This is a genomic window from Micromonospora humidisoli, assembly GCF_016900955.1.
GTDB classification, from domain to species: Bacteria; Actinomycetota; Actinomycetes; order Mycobacteriales; family Micromonosporaceae; genus Micromonospora; species Micromonospora wenchangensis.
Window position 1 is genome coordinate 874107 of record NZ_JAFEUO010000002.1, and the last position, 17663, is coordinate 891769.

The window sequence follows — 17663 nt, forward strand, 5'->3', positions numbered from 1 at the left end:
GGGCACTCTGGCCTCCGGTTGCGGCCCACCGGCAGGATGGCCGGGTGCAGAACACCGGTTACCCCTGCCCCCGCTGCGGAGCGCCCGCCGAGCTGACCCGTGGGTGCGCCGGCTGCGGGCTCGGGCCGTACCCGCCCGCCGCCGAGGTGGTCCGGTTGGACCGGGAGATCGCCGCCCTCGGCCGGGAGGTCGAGCAGGCCCGGCAGGTGTACCAGGGGCTCGGCTCCCGGCTGCTCGCGACGCAGCGTCGACGGGCGGAGTTGGCGGCCCGCATCCGACGGGAGATCCCCGCGCCGGTCCCGGTCGGCGCGGCGGTCCACCCACCCGCGCCGGCCGCGCCTCCCGCCCCGCCGGCCGCCCGTCCCGCCGCGCCGGCCGCCCTTCCCACCGTGCCGGCCGGTCCGGTCGCGCCGCCGGTGCGCCCGGGGACGCCGGTACCCCCTGGCGCGTTCGCCGGTCCGGTGCCGCCGGCCGGGCCGGACGTTCCGGGTCGCCCGGAGACGTCCACCAGAACCATCCAGTGGCTGCTGTTCGTCCTTGGTGGCCTGCTGCTCGGCACCGCGGCGGTGGTCTTCACCGCCGTCGCCTGGGCCACCGTGGGGGTGGCCGGCCGGGCGCTGATCCTGGCCGCGTTCACCGCGCTCGCCCTGGCGGTGCCGCTGGTGGCGAAGTGGCGTGGCCTGCGCGGCACCGCCGAGACGTTCGCCGCCGTCGGTCTGCTGCTGGTGATCCTCGACGGGTACGCCGCCTGGTCGGTGAACCTGCTCGGCAGCGCCGACTGGCCGGGCACCCGCTACGCCGCCCTGGTCGCCGGCGTCAGCGCCGGGATCGCCGCCGGGTACGCCCTGCTCAGCCGGCTCACCGTGCCGTGGTTCGCGGCGCTGCTCGTGGTCCAGCCGGTGCTGCCGCTCACGGTGGCGCAGTCCCGTCCGGGGGCGACCGGCTGGACGCTGACCTTCCTCGGGGTGGCGCTGCTCGACCTCGCGGTGGTGGTCGTGCTGCGCCGCCGCTCCCCGGCCCCGGCCGGGCCTGATCCCGCCGCTGCGGTTCCGGCCGCAGCGGCGTCACCCGCAGCGGCCGTGGCCGTCGCGGGTCCGGGGGGAGGGGTGGTGGTGCCCGCCGGGGGGTCGGGCACCACCACCGCCCCGGCGGACGGGGGTCCGGCGGCCGGCGGGGGGCCGGTCGCCGGGCCGTCCGGTGCCGTGTTCGCCGGACTGCTGCTCGGCTGGCTCGGCTTCGGTGCCGCGTCGACCGTCGCCGCGAGCTGCGCCCTGGTGCCGTTGGCGCTGGGCCGTGCCGCCGGTCTGCCGCTGCTCGCCGGTCTGCCGCTGCTCCTCGTCGGCCTGGTCCTGGCCGGTGCGGCCCGGGTCGCCGCAGCAGCGGTGTTCCGGCAGATCACCGTCGGGCTGCTGGTGCCGCTGCTGGCCGTCGCGGTGCTGCGGCCGGTCGCGGAACTGCGGGCCGGGTTCCTGCTGCTCGCCGTCGGCCTGGTGGCCGCCGCCCTGGCCGGTGCCGTCCGGCTGCTGCCGCTTCGGCACCGTACCGGCCCCCGGGTCGGCGCACTCTTGGTCGCGGGCGGCGCGGCCCAGGTCGTCGTGCTGGCCACCGGTGCCGTGGCGGCGCTCGCGGTGGACCGGTCACTGCCCGCCTGGCAGGGCGCCGCCGCCGGGCCCGATCTCGCCTGGGGCTGGCAGTTGCCGCTCGTCGTCCTGCTCACCGCCGGTGCCGGCCTCCTGCTGCTGCCGAGGGCGGCCCGCCCGGTGACCGTACTGCTGGCGGTGGTGGTCACGGCTGCGGCACTGCCGGCGGTGACGGTCACCCCGTGGCCGGCCACCCTCGCCGTCGACCTGGTCGTCGGGGCGGCGCTGCTGCCGGTCGCGGTGCTGCGCGGCCGGCGCGCCCCGACCGTGCTGGTCGGCGCGGCGGGGGCCGCGGTGCTGCTCGGGCACGGCCTGCTGGTGGCCTCGGCCGCCCCGGTCGGGATGCTGGTGGCGCTCGGGGTGGTGCTGGTCGCCGGGCTGGCGGTGGCGCTGCCCGGCCGCCCGGCGAGCGACGTCGCGGGCCGGGTCGCCGGGATCGCGCTGACGGTCGCGCTGCTCACCGTGCCGGCCGGCGCTTCGGTCGCGCTGCGGGCCGCCGGGGCACCACCCTGGTGGCAACTGCGGGCCGGATTCGCCGCCGCCGTGCTGCTGCTGGTCCCGCTGCTCGCGCTGCGTCGCCGCCGCCCCGACCTCGACGGGTACGCCGGCACCGCGCTCGCCCTGGCGCTCGCCGCCGTGGTCGCGCCGACCGTCGTACCCGGTGGGGAGCCGCTCGCGCTCTATGCGGCGCTCGCGGTCGTCGCGCTGGTGCCGGCCGACCGGCGGACCGCGTTGGTCACTCCCGGCCGGGTGGTCGGTGCGGTGCTGGCCGGCCTGGCGCTGGTCGCCGCCGCGCCGGTGACCCTGGCCGCGCTCGTCGCCCCCTACGGCGGGCCGGTGCGGCCCTGGTCGGGGGTGCCGACCGGGGACGGGCCGCCCGGGGCCCTCGTGGTCGGGGCGGCGCTGCTGGTCCTGGCCGGTACGGCCGCGCTGGTCGTCCGCCGGCACACCGGTGATCGGTCCGGGGCGGCCGTCGCCGCGCTGCCGTTCGGGGCGGCGGCGCTGCCCGTGCTGCTGATCGGCGTGGCCGCCCCCTGGCCGGTGGTGCCGGCGGCGGTGCTGCTCGTCGGGATGGCCGCCCTGCTCGCCGCCACGCTCACCGGCCCGCCCCGGCCCACCGCCCCGGGCGTGGCCGTTTCGGGCGGGGGCGCTTTGGGCGTGGCCGCCCCGGGCGTGGCCGTGCCGGGCGTGGCCGCCCCGGGCGTGGCCGTGCCGGGCGTGGCCGCCCCGGGCGTGGCCGTTTCGGGCGGGGGCGTTTCGGACGGGGGCGTTCCCCACGGGGCCGCCCCGGCAGTTCCCGGGGCCGCACCGACACCGGCCCACCGGGGTGGCCGGGCGCTCCTGGTGCCGGTGACCACCCCGATCGGTCTGCTGTGGACGGTCGCCGGCCTGGTCGGGCTGCTCGCCACCCGGGCCGGCACGCTGGCCGGGCTCGCCCTGCTGGTGGTCGCGGCGGCGGTGGTCGGCGCGATCGGCAGGCGGGCCGAGGTACGGCTGCTGGGCTTCCTGACCGCCGTCGCGGCGGCCACCGGGTTCGCGCTCACCGCGCCGCTGGCCGCCGACCTGCCGCTGCGTACCGCCGGTTTCCCGGTGCTCGGGGTGGCGGTGGCGGTGCTCCTCGGAGCACCCGCGCTGGCCCGGCGCGGCTCGTTCACCGTACGGGCGCTGGAGGTTGCCGCGCAGGCGGTGGCCGTGCTCGCCCTGCTGCTCACCGTCGGCGCGATCCGGTACGCGGCGGTGATCTGCGTGCTCTGGGGGGCCGCCGCCGCACTGCGGGTGCTGTACCCGGGCCAGTCGGCCGGCCGGCGGTGGGCGTTCGGGGCAGTGGCCGGCGGCAGTGAACTGCTCGGGGCGTGGCTGCTGCTGATCAGCGGCGAGGTGGTGCTGCTGGAGGCGTACACCCTGCCGGCGGCCGGGTTGACCCTGGTGGCCGGCCTGCTCGCGCTGCGCGCCCGACCCGGGTTGACCAGCTGGCTCGCCCTCGGCCCCGGGCTCGCCGCGGCTCTGCTGCCCAGCCTGGTGTCGGTGCTGGTGGCCGCCGACCCGCAGCCGTGGCGACGGCTGCTGCTGGGCGGTGCCGCCCTGGCCGTGGTGCTGGTCGGCGCGGTCCGCCGCTGGCAGGCGCCGGTGGTGCTCGGCGGGGGTGCCCTCGTCCTGCTCGCGCTGCACGAACTGGTCCGGGGCTGGGACCTGCTGCCCCGCTGGATCTACCTGGCCGTCGGCGGGCTGGCGTTGATCACCCTCGCCGCCACCTACGAGCGGCGTCGGCGCGACGTGGCCCGGCTGCGCGCGGCGGTGGGCCGGATGGGCTGACCCGGGCACCGGTAGGGTCGTGCCAGGGCAGCGCCTGTTCACCCCGGCGGGCAGGCGCCGACCGGGCCCGGTGGTGGCGGCCCGGCCGATCGACGACATCCTCCGGAGCGCGCGATGAGATTCGAGATCAGCAAGGTGCTGGACGCCATCGAGGGGCGGGTCTGCACCGACCCGTCCCTGGCCCGAGCCGTACTCGACCTGGCCGAGGTGATCCGCTACCAGGATCTCGACGGTGGCCGCCCGGCCAGCCTGCTGCGGCTCGGCATGGTGATCGACGCGCTCTCCCGCGAGCTGGCCGAGGACAGTGTCCCGGTCTACGCGATCGTGCACCGGGCGCTGCTCTCCGACGCCGACCTCACCTCGAACGAACGGATGGTGGTCCGCCGCTGGGCCGACGACGGCCTGGTCGAGGTGCTCGACAACCCGGGTGACCGGATGCTGGAGGTGGCCGACCTGCTCGGTCTGCCGGTGGTCAGCCGGGTCCGCTTCGACGGCCTGCGCGGCCGGTTCCCGTGGCTGGTGGAACAGCCGGGGCGGGTCGTCGCCCCGGTGCCCGGCGCGGGCGGCCCGGCGTTCGTCGCACACGTCGGCGGCGGGCACACCCCGGTCGAGGGCGACCGGTCCCCGGTCGGCGGGCAACTGCTGGCCCGCAGGTGGCGCTGCCCGGAGCCGGGCTGCGCGCTGTTCGGCGGTGGCGGGGGCGGTGGGGCGTTCGCCGACCTGGCCCGGGTGGACCGCGCCCCGGCCGGTCAGCCGCCGCCGGCCCTGCGCCACGGCGTGCCGACCTGCCCCCGGCACGGTGCCCGGCTCTCCGACGCCGGGCCGCGCCCGCGCAGCGAGGTGCTGGCGATCCGGATCGGTGGCCTGATCCGCCGCCGTTTCGTCCTCACCGAGGACGAGCCGGTGACGGTCGGCCGGGCCCCCGAGGAGACCGGGGGCGTGATGCTCGGGCAGTGGCTCAACGACGAGGCGCGGCGCTGGATCAGCCGGGCGCACGTCCGGTTCGAGCTGCGCGTCGGCGAGGTCATCGTCACCGACGTCAGCACCAACGGCTCCGGCATCCGGCCGAACGGCTCGATGACCGAGGCCGACCGCGTCCCGCTGGCCCCGAAGCAGTCCCGGGTGCTCGGCGGCGCGGACATGGTGGAGCTGTACCCGGGGGTGCAGGTGGGCCGGGCCCGGGAACTGCCCACCGGTGCGGCGTTCACCCCGACGTCGGTGATGGCCGAGGCACCCACCATGGCGATGCGGCTGCCGCGCAACTGAGCGGTGGTCGCCCGGACCGGCCGGTCACCGGCTCACCGCGACCGGCGGCCGGCACGGCGGGCGTCGACCCCGACGCCCGCCGTGCCCACGAGGCTCAGCCGGCCAGCACCGCGGCGACCTGTGCCACCGCGTGGTCGATCTCGTCGGAGGTGATCACCAGCGGCGGGGCCAGCCGGATGGTCGAACCGTGGGTGTCCTTGGCCAGCACGCCCCGGTCCATCAGTCGCTCGCACGCCTGCCGTCCGGTCATCAGCGCCGGGTCGATGTCGACACCCGCCCACAGCCCGCGCACCCGTACCGCCACCAGCCCGCTGCCGAGCAGACCCTCCAGCCCGGCGCGCAGCCGCTCGCCCAGCTCGGCGGAGCGGCGCTGGAACTCGCCGGTGGCCAGCAGCCGGACCACCTCGGTGGCGACCGCGCAGGCGAGCGGGTTGCCGCCGAAGGTCGAGCCGTGCTGGCCCGGCCGGAGCACCCCGAGCACGTCGGCGTCCGCGGCGACCGCGGAGACCGGCACGATGCCGCCGCCGAGCGCCTTGCCCAGCAGGTACATGTCCGGTACGACGCCCTCGTGGTCGCAGGCGAAGGTGCGCCCGGTCCGGCCCAGGCCGGACTGGATCTCGTCGGCGATGAACAGCACGTTCCGGTCGGTGCAGACCCGGCGTACGCCAGGCAGGTAGCCCTCCGGCGGCAGGACCACGCCCTGCTCGCCCTGGATCGGCTCCAGCAGCACGGCGACGGTGTTCTCGTCGATCGCCGCCTCCAGCGCCGCCAGGTCGCCGTAGGGCACCACGGTGAACCCGGGCGTGTACGGCCCGAAGTCGGCGCGGGCGTCGTCGTCGGTGGAGAAGCTGACGATGGTGGTCGTCCGGCCGTGGAAGTTCCCGTCGGCGACGATAATGTTCGCCTGCCCGGGGGTGACCTTCTTGACCTGGTAGCCCCACTTGCGGGCCACCTTGATGCCGGTCTCCACCGCCTCCGCACCGGTGTTCATCGGCAGCACCAGGTCCTTGCCGCAGAGCGCGGCCAACTCCCGGCAGAAGTCGGCGAACTGGTCGTGGATGAACGCCCGGCTGGTGAGGGTGAGCCGGTCGAGCTGCTCGTGGGCGGCCCGGACCAGGGTCGGGTGCCGGTGGCCGAAGTTCAGCGCCGAATAGCCGGCCAGGCAGTCCAGGTAGCGGCGACCGTCCACATCGGTGAGCCAGGCGCCCTCGGCCGACGAGATCACCACCGGCAGCGGGTGGTAGTTGTGCGCGGTGTACCGCTCCGCGTCCCGCACGGCGGACGGGGTCCGCAGCATGTCCTCGATCACTGGCTCGCCTTTCCCTGACGGAGTCGCAACGTGCAGCACTTCGGTCCGCCGCCGGCCTTGCGCAGCTCGGACAGGTCGACACCGATGGTCTGGTAGCCCCGGTCGCGCAGCTGCGCGGCCAGCCCGGTGGCCTGTGCGGGGAGCACCACGTGCCGGCCGTCGCCGACCGCGTTGAGGCCGAGCACCTCCGCGTCGGCCATGGTGGCGTGGACCGCGTCCGGGAAGAGTCGGCGCAGCACCGCCCGGCTGCCGGGGGAGAACGCCTCCGGCAGGTACGCCACGGTCCGCTCGTCGAGGACGGTCAGCGCGGTGTCCAGGTGGTAGAAGCGCGGGTCGACCAGTTGCAGGGTGACCACGGGGTAGCCGAAGACCTCCTGCAACTGGGCGTGCGAGGGGTGCGCGGTGCGGAACCCGGTGCCGGCGAGCAGGTGGTCGCCGACCAGCAGCACGTCGCCCTCGCCCTCGTTGACGTGCTTCGGGTCGTACACCTCGAAGCCGGCGGCCTCGAACCAGGCCCGGTAGGCGGGGGCCTCGTCGGCGCGCTGCGGGTCGCGGAACTGCACGGCCATCGCCCGGTCGCCGATGACCGTGCCACCGTTGGCGGCGAAGACCATGTCCGGCAGGCCGGGGACCGGGTCGATCAGCTCGACGGTGTGGCCGAGGTCGAGGTAGGTGCGGCGGAGCTGCTCCCACTGCCGGACCGCCAGGGCGGTGTCGACCGGCGCGGTCGGGTCCATCCACGGGTTGATGGCGTAGTCGACGGCGAAGTACGTCGGCCGGCACATCAGGAAGCGCTGGCTGGTGGCGTCCATCGTCATTGTCCTGCTCCCGGGGTCGGGCGCGCCCGGCCTCCGTGGCCCACGGGCTGGCGCCGTGGCTCAACGGTATGCGGCCCGGCCGTACGACAACCACCGCCGAACCGTGCGTCCGGCGGTGGTTCGTTGCGTGTGACCCGACCGCGACGGCGATCCGTTGCGTGAGGGCGAACCGCGAAGGGGCCGCCACCCCGGCGGGAGGTGACGGCCCCTGTGCGCATCGGTGGCGGCGAACCGCTGCCCCCGAACGAGTGGGTGCCCGGCTGGTGAACCACCAGAGCTGGTCGGGCGGTGCCGGCGAGCCGGCTGGTCCAACATCGCCGGCGAACCGCCGGCGAGATCAAATGTGCCCTCAGAACCGGTCCACAAACTGTGAGTCAAGCCACTCCCGGAACCGGGCCACCCAGTCGCCGTCGGTGGTCGGCCAGTCGAACTGGCCGGTGAAGGCGAGCACGCCCAGCACCACCGCGGTCAGGCCGACCAGCACGCCGAGCAACGCGTCAGTGGTGCCGGCCACGTGCCGCCGCCGGGTCGCGACCAGGCCCAGCACCGCGAAGACCGCGCCGAGCGCGCCGAGGGCGATGCCGTACCCGGCCAGGGTGCCGGTGAGCACGAACGCCGCACCCACCACCGAGACGATCAGGCCGAGGGTGGCGAGCAGGCTGGTCCTCGGCTTCGGTCCGGCCACCACCGGCGGCTCCGGGCGGGCCTCGTCGGTGGTCACCCGGTCCCGGTCGGCGGGGCGGGTGTCGGCGGGCGGGGTCGGCGCGACGGGCGTCCGGTCCCGGTCGACCGGCCGGTCCGGCACCGGACGCGGCGCGGGGTCGGGGACCCGCATCGGGTCGGTCGGCGTGCGCGGCTCGTCGTCGACGGTCGTCGACCGGGCGGCGGCGGCGCTGCGGGTGCCGTCGACGGCGCTGCGGGCGGTCGCCGCCCGCGCCAGCGCGGCGCGCTCCGCCGCCCGCTGCTCCGCGTCGCCGTCGGTGGCAGCCCGGCCCTCGGCGGTGCGCCGCGGCAGGTCGGCATCGCGCTGGCCGTCGGCGGTCGGCGACCCGCTGCGGTACGTCGTCCGGTCGCCGTCCCGGTCCGTCACCACCGGCTGGCCGTCGCGCGCGTCGACCACCCCGTCGCCGTTGCTGTCCTGCGCCGTACGACGCCGCAGGAGCGAAGGAACGTTCACCACCACACCTCCTTGTCGATGCGTGCAGCCTCGGAAGGGTCGGTGGCCGCCACGCGGGAACGACCGGTACGTACCCCGTGCGTCGATCGACCACACGCCGACCGTCGGGGGGTGCGTGCTTGGCGGTGGCGGTGTGAGCCCGGTGGGCGGCGACCTCGACCGGCCCACCCGGACCCGTCACGTCGGGCAGGTTCGCCCGTGCGGGCTAAGTCCTGTCGGCGACGAACGTTCCTCGGGCGTGAACGGTGACGACCAGGCCGCGTTCGCGCAGCTCACGCATTGCCATCCGGACGGTTCCCCGGGCGACGCCGTACGTCTGCTGCAGGTGCAGTTCGCTGGGCAACGGCTGGCCGGGGCGCAGCTTGCCCTCTTCGATCTCCCTGGCGAGCACGTCCGCCAACTGCCGGTAGAGCGGCACGTTGTTCAGCGGGCTCGTCATGGGCGGAGCGTAAACACGCACAGGATCTATACGTGTTCGGGGATGTCCAGCCTATAGACGTCTAGAAACTAGACGTACATGGACTGTACATTTGTCGTGCCCCGCACGAAGGCGGCCCCCGACCAGCGATTGCGCCGCTGGCCGGGGGCCTTGATCGCCGAGCTAGGAGGCGACCATGAGCACCCTACCTACCCTGCCCACCTGCGGAGACCCTGCGACGGTCCGGATCGAGCTGTACACGCCCGGCTCCTTGGACGCCTGTGCGTACACCTGCGCGGCGCACACCGTCCGCGCCAGCGCAGCGGTCGCCCGAGCCGGTCTGGCGGCCCACGTGACGGGTATGGCACCGGACATGAAACGGTCCTGCGGTGACGTGTTCGTCTACCCGACCGGTGCCCTTGGCGGCGCTCCGGCCGACCTGACGCACCCGCACTGGTGCAACCGGGACGACTGCGAACGTCGGGGTCGGCACCGTTCCCGCATCCTCCGCTCGGACACCAACCGACCAGAAGCATTCATCGTCGGCGTGGCCCTGGTGCAGGCCCTTCACCCGGCTGCCGAGCCGACGGTGCGCTTGACGAGCGTGGAGGGCGGCGCGGCAACGAGCCTGGTCCTGTCGGTCGGGCAGTCGCGGGTCCTGCGGTACCGGCTGGCCAATCTGCTCGACATGGCCAGGGCGGGACGAAACGGGGGGCGCTGGGCGTAGTCCACCCGGTAGGGGGCCGCCCGAACCGGGCAGCCGGGGCGCGGGGTCTATGTCGCAGGGGAGAAGTAGGCTCGCGTCCATGCGGCCTGCTGTTGCCATCGAGGAACTGACGAAGCTCAAAGAAGAGGCGGGAACCTTCACTCGCTCCAACGACTTCGGAAGAGGGTTCACCTCATGGGAAAATAGGGTCCGAGCGGTGCTCTCGCGAGCCTTCGGGGCAACGAGTGGGCAGGTAGAGCGGTTCGGGAAGATCAGCTACTCGCCGTGGGTCATCTACGATGGCATGTCGCAGGGCGAACATGACCAATCCTTTCGGGCGGGCATCTCGGAAGCACAGGGGGTCATCGAAGCCGCCATCTACGAACTGAAGTTGATCGGCGGCGACGAGCCGGTGGACGAACACGCGTACGACCCCGAACTATGGGCGCACGTCAAGACCGAGGTGGAAGACGGCGAGTGGGGCAAGGTCGCCAGCCAGACGGCGATCTTTGTTGAGAACCACGTCCGGACGTGGGCGGGTAACCCGCAGGATCGGAGTGACAACAACCTGGTCGGCAAGGCTCTCTACCTGAAGGTTTTCGACGACGCCAGCGACTACCGGCTCGGCCGACAGGCTAGCGAGCGGGAGGGCTGGCGGTACCTCGGGATGGGCTTCGCCCAGGCGCTCAGCAATGTGGACCGTCACCGGATCCAGACGCGGGACGACGCCAAGCGGTACGCCCTCGGCGTACTCGGTCTGGGGAGTCTGCTGCTGACGCAGCTCCGGTACGAGCACGGGGACATCCTGCAGGAGGCAGCCGAGTAGTCCTCGCCTTCTGTGCGTCGGTGCACGCTCCACCGCCGTAGACTCCGCTGTCGGGATTGAACGAGAGGGTTCGAGCGTGGCGACAGGCAACTCGGCAAGCAGGCTGGCAGCGATCCTGGAACAGGTGAGGCAACAGCCCAAGAGGGCCGCCATCGAGGTCTGGATGGAGATCTTTGGCGTGCCTGACCGTCTCGGCGTGCTTCAGAGCTCAGCCGACTTGGCCAGGCTTGTTGATCAGATGGAGGCAGAGGTCCGAGCTCTACCGGAGGATGAGGACCCGGATCATCTTCTGGCATTTCTTCCCCAGATCCGCAACGTTGTTGATGGACTCTTGTACGTCGGCAATGTCCATATGAATCACTTCGTCGATCAAGTAACAGGAGAGATGATTTACAGCGTTGGCGTCTGCGCGCGAGCGTTGCGGCGCAACGGCCACTCGGAGCCCACTCTCTCCGAGGACTCCTCCAACCAACTCGTGGAGGATGTCAGATCCGTCATCGATGCCGTGGTCGCCAGCGATCTACCGGAAGACCTCAAGGAGCTCCTGGTGGACCGGCTCAGGGGCGTGGAGGCAGCACTGCTCAGCGTCCGCATTGGTGGATACGCCAACGTCGAGAAGGCTTTGGACGCCTTGACATTCGGCGCGGTGCGGGCAACCAAGCCGGACAGCGAGGAGCGCGCCCAGGTCGGCGGCTGGCTGAGCCGGCTGTGGGGGAAGCTGGGCGAGCATGCGCAGGGAGCGGAGGCCATCGCCGCTACGGCCGCGAGCACGGCGGAGGTCGTCAAGGCCATCACCGGCGGGTGAGGGGGCTCCACGACTCGGGGCCGCCCCACCGGCAAGGCCGGCGGCCCCGAATCGACCCGTTACGCGCGACCGCTACTCGGTAGCCTGCGCGGCATTCCTACGGCGTACGACCTGCCGCCGGAACTCGTCCATCGTCTGGAGTGCTACCTCGGCCCCGGCAAGCCAGCCCTCATCGTCGGGTAGTTGGCTTACCGGGATGCCGTCGAGCTCAACGATGCCGTTGTCGTAGGCGACCAGGCGCAGGGTCAGGATCAGCCCCTTGTCCTTCGCCGTGGGCTTCACGTCCATTGACTCTCGGATGCGCTTCAGGCTTGCTCCCATGATCCCCTCCTTCACTACCCGGCCCGGCGCTTGCGGCGCTCGGTGGCCAGGTCAATGATGCCGCCCGCTGTCTGGCCGCTGGCAGCTGAACGGGCGCAGGCTCGGCCGTGGATGCCGCTGCTCCGTCCCGCCGTGCGGGGAGGTCAGCGTGCCGAGGGTAGTCCCAGAGCCTCGGGGTGTTGCTGGCACCGAGCGTACTTGGCCTTACCTGGCCGAACCAAGAGCGCGAGGGAAGTGGACCCATCCTCGAACCCGCCCACATCGGCCCCGCATTGGCACGAGATACCAGGTCTAGCCACCGGTTGACGGCGGTGACGTTCTCGCAGGCGAGTCGGCATGTCTGACCGCTGGTGTCTATGCTTGGTACCCGTGCCAGAGGGACACACCATCCACCGCCTCGCGGCCCGGCACGCCGAGCTGTTCGCTGGCGACAAGGTCACCGCCAGCAGCCCACAGGGCCGCTTCACCGAGGGTGCCGCGCTGATCTCCGGCAGCGTCCTGGACGGCACCGAGGCGTACGGCAAGCACCTGCTGCACCACTACGCCGACGAGCGCATCCTGCACGTCCACCTGGGCCTGTACGGCAGGTTCACCGACGGGGACGGCGAGCCGCCCGTACCGGTGGGGCAGGTCCGGTTGCGGCTGGCCAGCGACCGGCACTGGCTGGAGCTGCGCGGACCCACCGCCTGTGACCTGCTCACCCCGCCCGAGGTGGCGGCGCTGCGCGACCGGCTCGGCCCGGACCCGCTGCGCGCCGACGCCGACCCCGACCGCGCGTACGCCCGGATCGGGCGCAGCCCGACCCCGCTGGCCGCGTTGCTGCTCGACCAGTCGGTGGTGGCCGGCACCGGGCTGATCTTCGTGACCGAGGCGCTGTTCCGGGCCGGCCTGCGGCCGACGCTGCCCGGCCGGCAGCTCACCCCGGCCGGCTGGACGGCGCTCTGGGCCGACCTGGTGGCGCTGATGACCAGGGCGGTGGGCAGCGGCCGGATCGACACCGTCCGCGACGCCCACCTGCCCGAGGCGATGGGCCGCCCCGCCCGGGTCGACCGGCACGGCGGCGAGGTGTACGTCTACCGCCGCGCCGGCGCGCCCTGCCACGTCTGCGGCGGCCCGGTCAGCCGGGGCGAGCTGGCCGGCCGCAACCTCTACTGGTGCCCCACCTGCCAACGCTGAGCGTGGGTGGGCCCTGCCCACCGGCCGGTACCGCCACCTGCCGCACTTGCCCGCCCGGCCGTGCCGGCGGGGGCACCTACGCGCCGTCGACCAGCCAGCGGGCCACCTCGACCTGGTTGGGGAAGACCGTGTCGCCGTCCAGGCTCCAGGCCAGGCAGTGCGCGACCGTCCAGCCGGCCACCCGGTCCCGGTCCAGGCCGAGCGCACCGGTGACCCGATCCAGCCGACGCCGTACCGCCTGCGGGGAGTGTCCCAGCTCGACGCCGCGCACGATCGGCACCACCGCGAACTCCCGCTCACCCAGCAGCGGCTTAGGGTCGATCACCAGCCACGGTTCGCGGGTGGCCCGCAGCACGTTGCCGGCGTGCAGGTCCTGATTGACCAGCACCTGCTCGCCCTGGGTGTCGACCAGCCGGTCGAGCTGGTCGAGGGCCGCGTCGACCAGCCGCCGCCCGTACGGCCGGCCGGCCCGGTCCCACTGCTCGGGCAGCCGGTGCCGCCAGCCCGTCGCCTCCTCGGCGAGCGGGATGAACGGCCCGGCCGGCCGCCGCCACAGCCGGGGCAGCAGGCCGGCCACCACGTCCACCGCCTCGTCGGCGGGCACCTCGTGCAGGGGTGAACCGGGCCGGCACCGCTCCACCAGCAGCGCCCGCCGCTGCGGGTCGTGGGCGAGCAGCCGGACCGCCGCCTCGCCGTCCCAGTGCGCCAACGCGTCGGCCTCGTGCCGGCTGTCCGGGGCCGGATACTGCAACTTCAGCACCGCCGGGGTGCCGTCGGGCAGGTCGGCAGGCATCGCCAGCGAGGCGAACGCGTACGGGTAGGGCGGCCCGAGCCGCAGCGACCACTGCCGCGCGCACTCGTCCCGCCACCGGGGCAGGGTGGCCAGCCACTCCCGCCCCTCCGGCGTCTGCCGCACCCACGACAACCCGGCCGGAATCTCCACCGCCCCATTGTGGCGACCGTGGAGAGTTGTTGCTGCCCTGGCGACAACAACTCTCCACACAGAACGCGACGACCGGATGCGCCGGGGCTGGTCAGGGGTGCCAGCCGGCGGCGGTGAGGGCGGCGCGGAGCTGGGCCGCCACCTCGTCGGGGCGGTGGCGGACGTCGAACGCGGTGAACCGCAGGATCCGGTCCCCGGAGATCCACACCCCGTTCTGCCGGCGCAGGTCCGCCGCCCAGTGCCGGACGTCCATGTGGTGTGCCCCGTCGACCTCGACGTGTAGCCCCCACCGCCGCCAGTAGGCGTCCAGGTAGCGGGTCCGCCCGTCGGCGTCGAGTCGCCGTTCCTGCAACTCGGGCCGGGGCAGCCCGTACCGGCGACAGAGCCGGACCAGGTCGATCTCGGACAGCGCCTCCGCGCCGCCGGCCAGGTCGGCGACGGTGTGCCGGATCAGAGTCGACCGGCGCAGGCGGGGCAGCCGACGGGCCACCGCGTCGAGTTCCCCGGGGGTGACCCGGCGCTGCTGGCAGCCGGCCGCCAGCACCGCCTGGGCGTCGTCGTCGCTGCGCATCCACTGAGCCGCGTCGATCAGCGAGCGGGCCATCGTGGTGCGGTCCGGCCGCCCCCGTTGCCGGTCCTCGTCGCCCAGGTGCCGGGTCCGTCGTACCCGCACCGCCGGCATGCCGAGCGGCAGCCGGCGCAGCAGGTCGGGGGCCTGCCGTTGGTACGGGATCAGCACGTCCACCGCCTCGTGCCGCCACCGCCCGCGCAGGCCCCCCGCCTGGGCCGCCACGAGACCGGCCAGGACGGCGTCGGCACCGGCGGCCAGCACCGCCACCCAGCGTGCCTGGTCGACGGTCACCGGGCCACCGCCGACCCGCAGGATGCCCCGGCACACCCGCTCCCACCGACCGGTGGCCAGCAGGTGGCGGACCCGGGAAGGGGTGAGTTCGGCGGTGGCCTGTGCCCAGCTCACCACCCCGGCCTGCGTGAAGATCAACCAGTCGAGGGCGGCGGCATCGTCGCCAGGCATCCGCATCGGACGAGCAGACCACGCATTGTGGAGAGTTGTTGTCGCCAGGGCGACAACAACTCTCCACAATGCGCCGCCGGGACGGGGCTTCAGCGGCCGAGGGCGTCGACGGCCTTGCGGGCGGCGATCAGCACCGGGTCCCACACCGGCGCGTACGGCGGGGCGTAGCCGAGGTCGAGGGCGGTCATCTCGTCCACCGTCATCTCGTTCCACAGCGCCACGGCCAGCGCGTCGATCCGTTTCGCCGCCTCGGAACGGCCGACGATCTGCGCGCCGAGCAGCCGACCGGTGGGCCGTTCGGCGATCAGCTTGACCGTCATCGACTGGGCCCCCGGGTAGTAGCCGGCCCGGTTGGTCGACTCGGCGATCACCGAGACGAACTCGAACCCGGCCGCCATGGCGTCCCGCTCCCGCAGCCCGGTACGCCCCACCTCCAGGTCGCACACCTTCGTCACGGCGGTGCCGATCACCCCGGGGAAGGTGGCGTACCCGCCGCCGATGTTGATCCCGGCGACCCGGCCCTGCTTGTTGGCGTGGGTGCCGAGCGGGATGTGCACCGACATGCCGGTGACCCGGTGCAGGGTCTCCACGCAGTCGCCGGCCGCCCAGACGCCGGGCACCCCGGCCACCCGCATCCGCCGGTCCACCCGTACCCCGCCGGACGCGCCCAGCGGGAGGCCGGCGGCGGCGGCGAGCGCGGTGTTGGGGCGTACGCCCAGGCCGAGGACCACGACGTCGGCCGGCACCGGGCCGGCGGAGGTGACCACCGCGGACACCCGCCCGTCGCGCTGCTCGACCCCGCTGACCGTGACGCCGGTACGGATCTCGACGCCCAGCCCGCGCATCGCCTCGGCGACCAGGCCGGCCATGTCCTCGTCGACGGTGGCCATCGGCTGCTCGGCCCGTTCGACCAGGGTGACGGCGAGCCCGCGTTGGATCAGCGCCTCGGCCATCTCCACCCCGATGTAGCCGCCGCCGACCACCACCGCCCGGGTCGGCGTCGGGTCGGCGTCCAGCCATTCCCGCAGCGCCGCCGCGTCGTCCAGGGTCTGGATGCCGAAGATGCCGTCGACGTCGTCGCCCGCCCAGTCGGGCTGGTTGGGCACCGAGCCGGTGGCGTACATCAGGGTGTCGAAGCGTTCGCGGACCTCGCCGCCGTCGTCGAGCCGGCGGGCGGTGACCTCGCGGCGGTCGAGGTCGATGCCGGTGACCTCGGTGCGCAGCCGTACGTCGATGGCGAAGTCGTCCCGGAAGGTGGCCGGGTCGCGGGCGATCAACGCGTCCCGCTCCTGCACCAGCCCACTGATCCAGTACGGGATGCCGCACGCCGAGTACGACGTGAAGTGTCCCCGCTCGAACGCCACGATCTCCAGGTCGTCGACGCCCCGGCGGCGACGGGCCTGGGACGCCGCCGCCATCCCGGCGGCGTCCCCACCGACCACGATCAGCCGCTCCGTCACGACGCCCAGTCTTCCACGCGCCGGCCGCCCCCGGGCCGGCCAGCGGCAGGCCGGGCGGCGGCGGCCCGGCGGGTGGCGGCCCGGCGGGTGGCGGCCCGGCGGGTGGCGGCCCGGTGGGTGGCGGCCCGGTGGGTGGCGGCCCGGTGGGTGGCCCGCCGGCCGTCGACCGGCCGGCCGGCGTCGGGCCGGTCAGCCACGGGTCTGCCGGGCGACCTCGGCGACCACGTCCTCCAGCCGGCCCGAGCGGGCGAACACGGCCCGCTGCCGGGCCGCCCCGGTGCCGTGCCGGCGCAGCGTGGCCAGCAGTTCGGTCACCTCGGCCAGGTCGTCGTGCGCCTCAAGCGCCGGGCGGACCCGTTCGACCAGTCGGTCGACCAGCTCCCACGCCGGGCGCAGTTCGCCGTTGGCCAGGTCGACGCCGTCGCCCTCCAACCCGTCGTGGGCGGCCCGCCAGTGCGCGGCGACCAGCAGGTGGTGGTCGGTGTTCACCGGTGGGCGGCCCGCCGCCACGTCGTCCATGGCGGTGGCGACCAGCGCCCGCACCAGCCCCGCCACCAGCACCGCGTCGTCCACCGACGGGCAGACGTCACCGATGCGGACCTCCACCGTCGGGTACTTCGCCGACAGCCGGGCGTACCAGTAGAGCATCCCCTCGTCGAGCATCACCCCGCTGGCGATCAACTGCCTGATCAGCCGCTCGTAGTGCTCGTACGACTCCAGGTAGGGGGTGGGCGCGACCGACGGCCAGCGTTCCCACTCGACGGACCGCCAACTCGCGTAGCCGGTGTCTACCCCCTCGGAGAAGGGCGAGTTGGTGGTCATCGCGTGCAGCACCGGCAGCCACGGCCGGATGTGGTTGAGCACCTGCACGCCGGTGTCCGGGTCGGGCACGCCCACGTGCACGTGCATGCCGTTGTTGCCGGGGCCGGGCACCAGCAGCCGGAACCGGTCGATCATCCGGTCGAAGCGTGGCTTGTCCACCACCGGCGGCACCGGTCCCGCCACCGGCCCGGTGCCGATCGCCAGCACCCGGACGCCGGCCCGCTCGGCGGCGTCGGCCAGCGCGCCGCGCAGCACGCCCAGCGAGTGCCGGATCGAGCCCAGGTCCAACCCGGGCGGGCTGCCGATCTCGATCTGGCTGGTCTGGAACTCCCGCTCCACCTGCCCGCGCAGCTCGGCCGGCACCTGCTCCATGACCAGGTCGACGGCGGGCACCGCGGCACCGGTGTGCGGATCGACCAGGAGGAACTCCTCCTCCACGCCCACCGTGAGCCGGTCGGGCCCGGTCCGCTCCGGGGCCACCGCCCCGGCCGCCACCCCACTGGTCATCGCCATCACCGTCCGTCCCGTCCCGCCGCGGCGGGAGCGCCGCGGTGCTGTCCGCCCATTACCCGCGGTGTCCGGCGGAGAAAACGCGACACGGCGCGTCATCGCGCCGGATGCTTACCATGA

General features: G+C 74.3%; 16 protein-coding genes. 6 read left to right on the forward strand and 10 right to left on the reverse strand.

Annotated elements, in window-relative coordinates:
• The first annotated feature begins 44 nt into the window (after nt 1-44).
• Together JQN84_RS09435 and JQN84_RS09440 are read left to right on the forward strand one after the other, a co-directional pair.
• Entirely contained in the window at nt 45-3953 is a 3909-nt protein-coding gene (locus tag JQN84_RS09435; RefSeq protein ID WP_204957951.1) for an SCO7613 C-terminal domain-containing membrane protein, read from the forward strand.
• 114 nt (nt 3954-4067) lie between these two features.
• Nucleotides 4068-5219: an FHA domain-containing protein gene (locus JQN84_RS09440; protein WP_204957952.1), complete on the forward strand. Its 1152-nt coding sequence runs from the start codon at nt 4068-4070 to the stop codon at nt 5217-5219.
• A gap of 94 nt (nt 5220-5313) precedes the next feature.
• Here the strand turns inward: JQN84_RS09440 and rocD are convergent, their stop codons facing one another.
• The 4 genes from rocD to JQN84_RS09460 all read right to left on the reverse strand — a co-directional run bounded on the left by rocD (nt 5314) and on the right by JQN84_RS09460 (nt 8962).
• Nucleotides 5314-6528, reverse strand: coding sequence for an ornithine--oxo-acid transaminase (gene rocD / locus JQN84_RS09445; RefSeq protein ID WP_204957953.1), 1215 nt, complete (start codon nt 6526-6528; stop codon nt 5314-5316).
• Nucleotides 6525-7340: a dimethylargininase gene (gene ddaH / locus JQN84_RS09450; RefSeq protein WP_204958212.1), complete on the reverse strand. Its 816-nt coding sequence runs from the start codon at nt 7338-7340 to the stop codon at nt 6525-6527. The genes rocD and ddaH overlap by 4 nt, the downstream gene beginning before the upstream one ends.
• A gap of 355 nt (nt 7341-7695) precedes the next feature.
• Nucleotides 7696-8526: a DMT family transporter gene (locus JQN84_RS09455; RefSeq protein ID WP_204957954.1), complete on the reverse strand. Its 831-nt coding sequence runs from the start codon at nt 8524-8526 to the stop codon at nt 7696-7698.
• Nucleotides 8527-8728: 202 nt separating this feature from the next.
• Complete coding sequence (locus JQN84_RS09460) at nt 8729-8962, reverse strand: GntR family transcriptional regulator (RefSeq protein WP_067315389.1); 234 nt, start codon at nt 8960-8962, stop codon at nt 8729-8731.
• Nucleotides 8963-9137: 175 nt separating this feature from the next.
• Here JQN84_RS09460 and JQN84_RS09465 point away from each other — a divergent pair, with 175 nt between their 5' ends.
• From JQN84_RS09465 to JQN84_RS09475, 3 genes are all read left to right on the forward strand, one after another.
• A complete protein-coding gene (locus JQN84_RS09465; RefSeq protein ID WP_204957955.1) occupies nt 9138-9668 on the forward strand; it encodes a hypothetical protein in 531 nt (176 codons plus the stop codon).
• 79 nt (nt 9669-9747) lie between these two features.
• Complete coding sequence (locus JQN84_RS09470; protein ID WP_204957956.1) at nt 9748-10473, forward strand: TIGR02391 family protein; 726 nt, start codon at nt 9748-9750, stop codon at nt 10471-10473.
• A gap of 76 nt (nt 10474-10549) precedes the next feature.
• On the forward strand, nt 10550-11278 hold the full coding sequence (locus JQN84_RS09475; RefSeq protein WP_204957957.1) for a hypothetical protein: 729 nt from the start codon (nt 10550-10552) through the stop codon (nt 11276-11278).
• Nucleotides 11279-11350: 72 nt separating this feature from the next.
• Here JQN84_RS09475 and JQN84_RS09480 read toward each other — a convergent pair whose 3' ends face one another.
• Nucleotides 11351-11599 (reverse strand): hypothetical protein, encoded by a 249-nt coding sequence (locus JQN84_RS09480; RefSeq protein ID WP_204957958.1) that lies wholly within the window; start codon nt 11597-11599, stop codon nt 11351-11353.
• Nucleotides 11600-11968: 369 nt separating this feature from the next.
• On the opposite strand from JQN84_RS09480, the gene JQN84_RS09485 reads away from it, so the two are divergent.
• Nucleotides 11969-12775, forward strand: coding sequence for an Fpg/Nei family DNA glycosylase (locus JQN84_RS09485; RefSeq protein WP_204957959.1), 807 nt, complete (start codon nt 11969-11971; stop codon nt 12773-12775).
• A 76-nt stretch (nt 12776-12851) separates the two neighbouring features.
• Here JQN84_RS09485 and JQN84_RS09490 read toward each other — a convergent pair whose 3' ends face one another.
• The 5 genes from JQN84_RS09490 to JQN84_RS09510 form a co-directional block, all read right to left on the reverse strand.
• The gene (locus JQN84_RS09490) at nt 12852-13718 is read right to left on the reverse strand and encodes an aminoglycoside phosphotransferase family protein (protein WP_204957960.1); all 867 of its coding nucleotides are present in this window, start codon (nt 13716-13718) and stop codon (nt 12852-12854) included.
• Nucleotides 13719-13809: 91 nt separating this feature from the next.
• Nucleotides 13810-14757, reverse strand: coding sequence for a PDDEXK family nuclease (locus JQN84_RS09495; RefSeq protein ID WP_204957961.1), 948 nt, complete (start codon nt 14755-14757; stop codon nt 13810-13812).
• 83 nt (nt 14758-14840) lie between these two features.
• Complete coding sequence (locus tag JQN84_RS09500; protein WP_204957962.1) at nt 14841-16211, reverse strand: FAD-dependent oxidoreductase; 1371 nt, start codon at nt 16209-16211, stop codon at nt 14841-14843.
• Nucleotides 16208-16408, reverse strand: coding sequence for a hypothetical protein (locus JQN84_RS09505; protein WP_204957963.1), 201 nt, complete (start codon nt 16406-16408; stop codon nt 16208-16210). Before JQN84_RS09505 ends, JQN84_RS09500 begins: the two co-directional genes overlap by 4 nt.
• On the reverse strand, nt 16401-17540 hold the full coding sequence (locus JQN84_RS09510) for a carboxylate-amine ligase (RefSeq protein ID WP_204957964.1): 1140 nt from the start codon (nt 17538-17540) through the stop codon (nt 16401-16403). The genes JQN84_RS09505 and JQN84_RS09510 overlap by 8 nt, the downstream gene beginning before the upstream one ends.
• Nucleotides 17541-17663 lie beyond the last annotated feature (123 nt).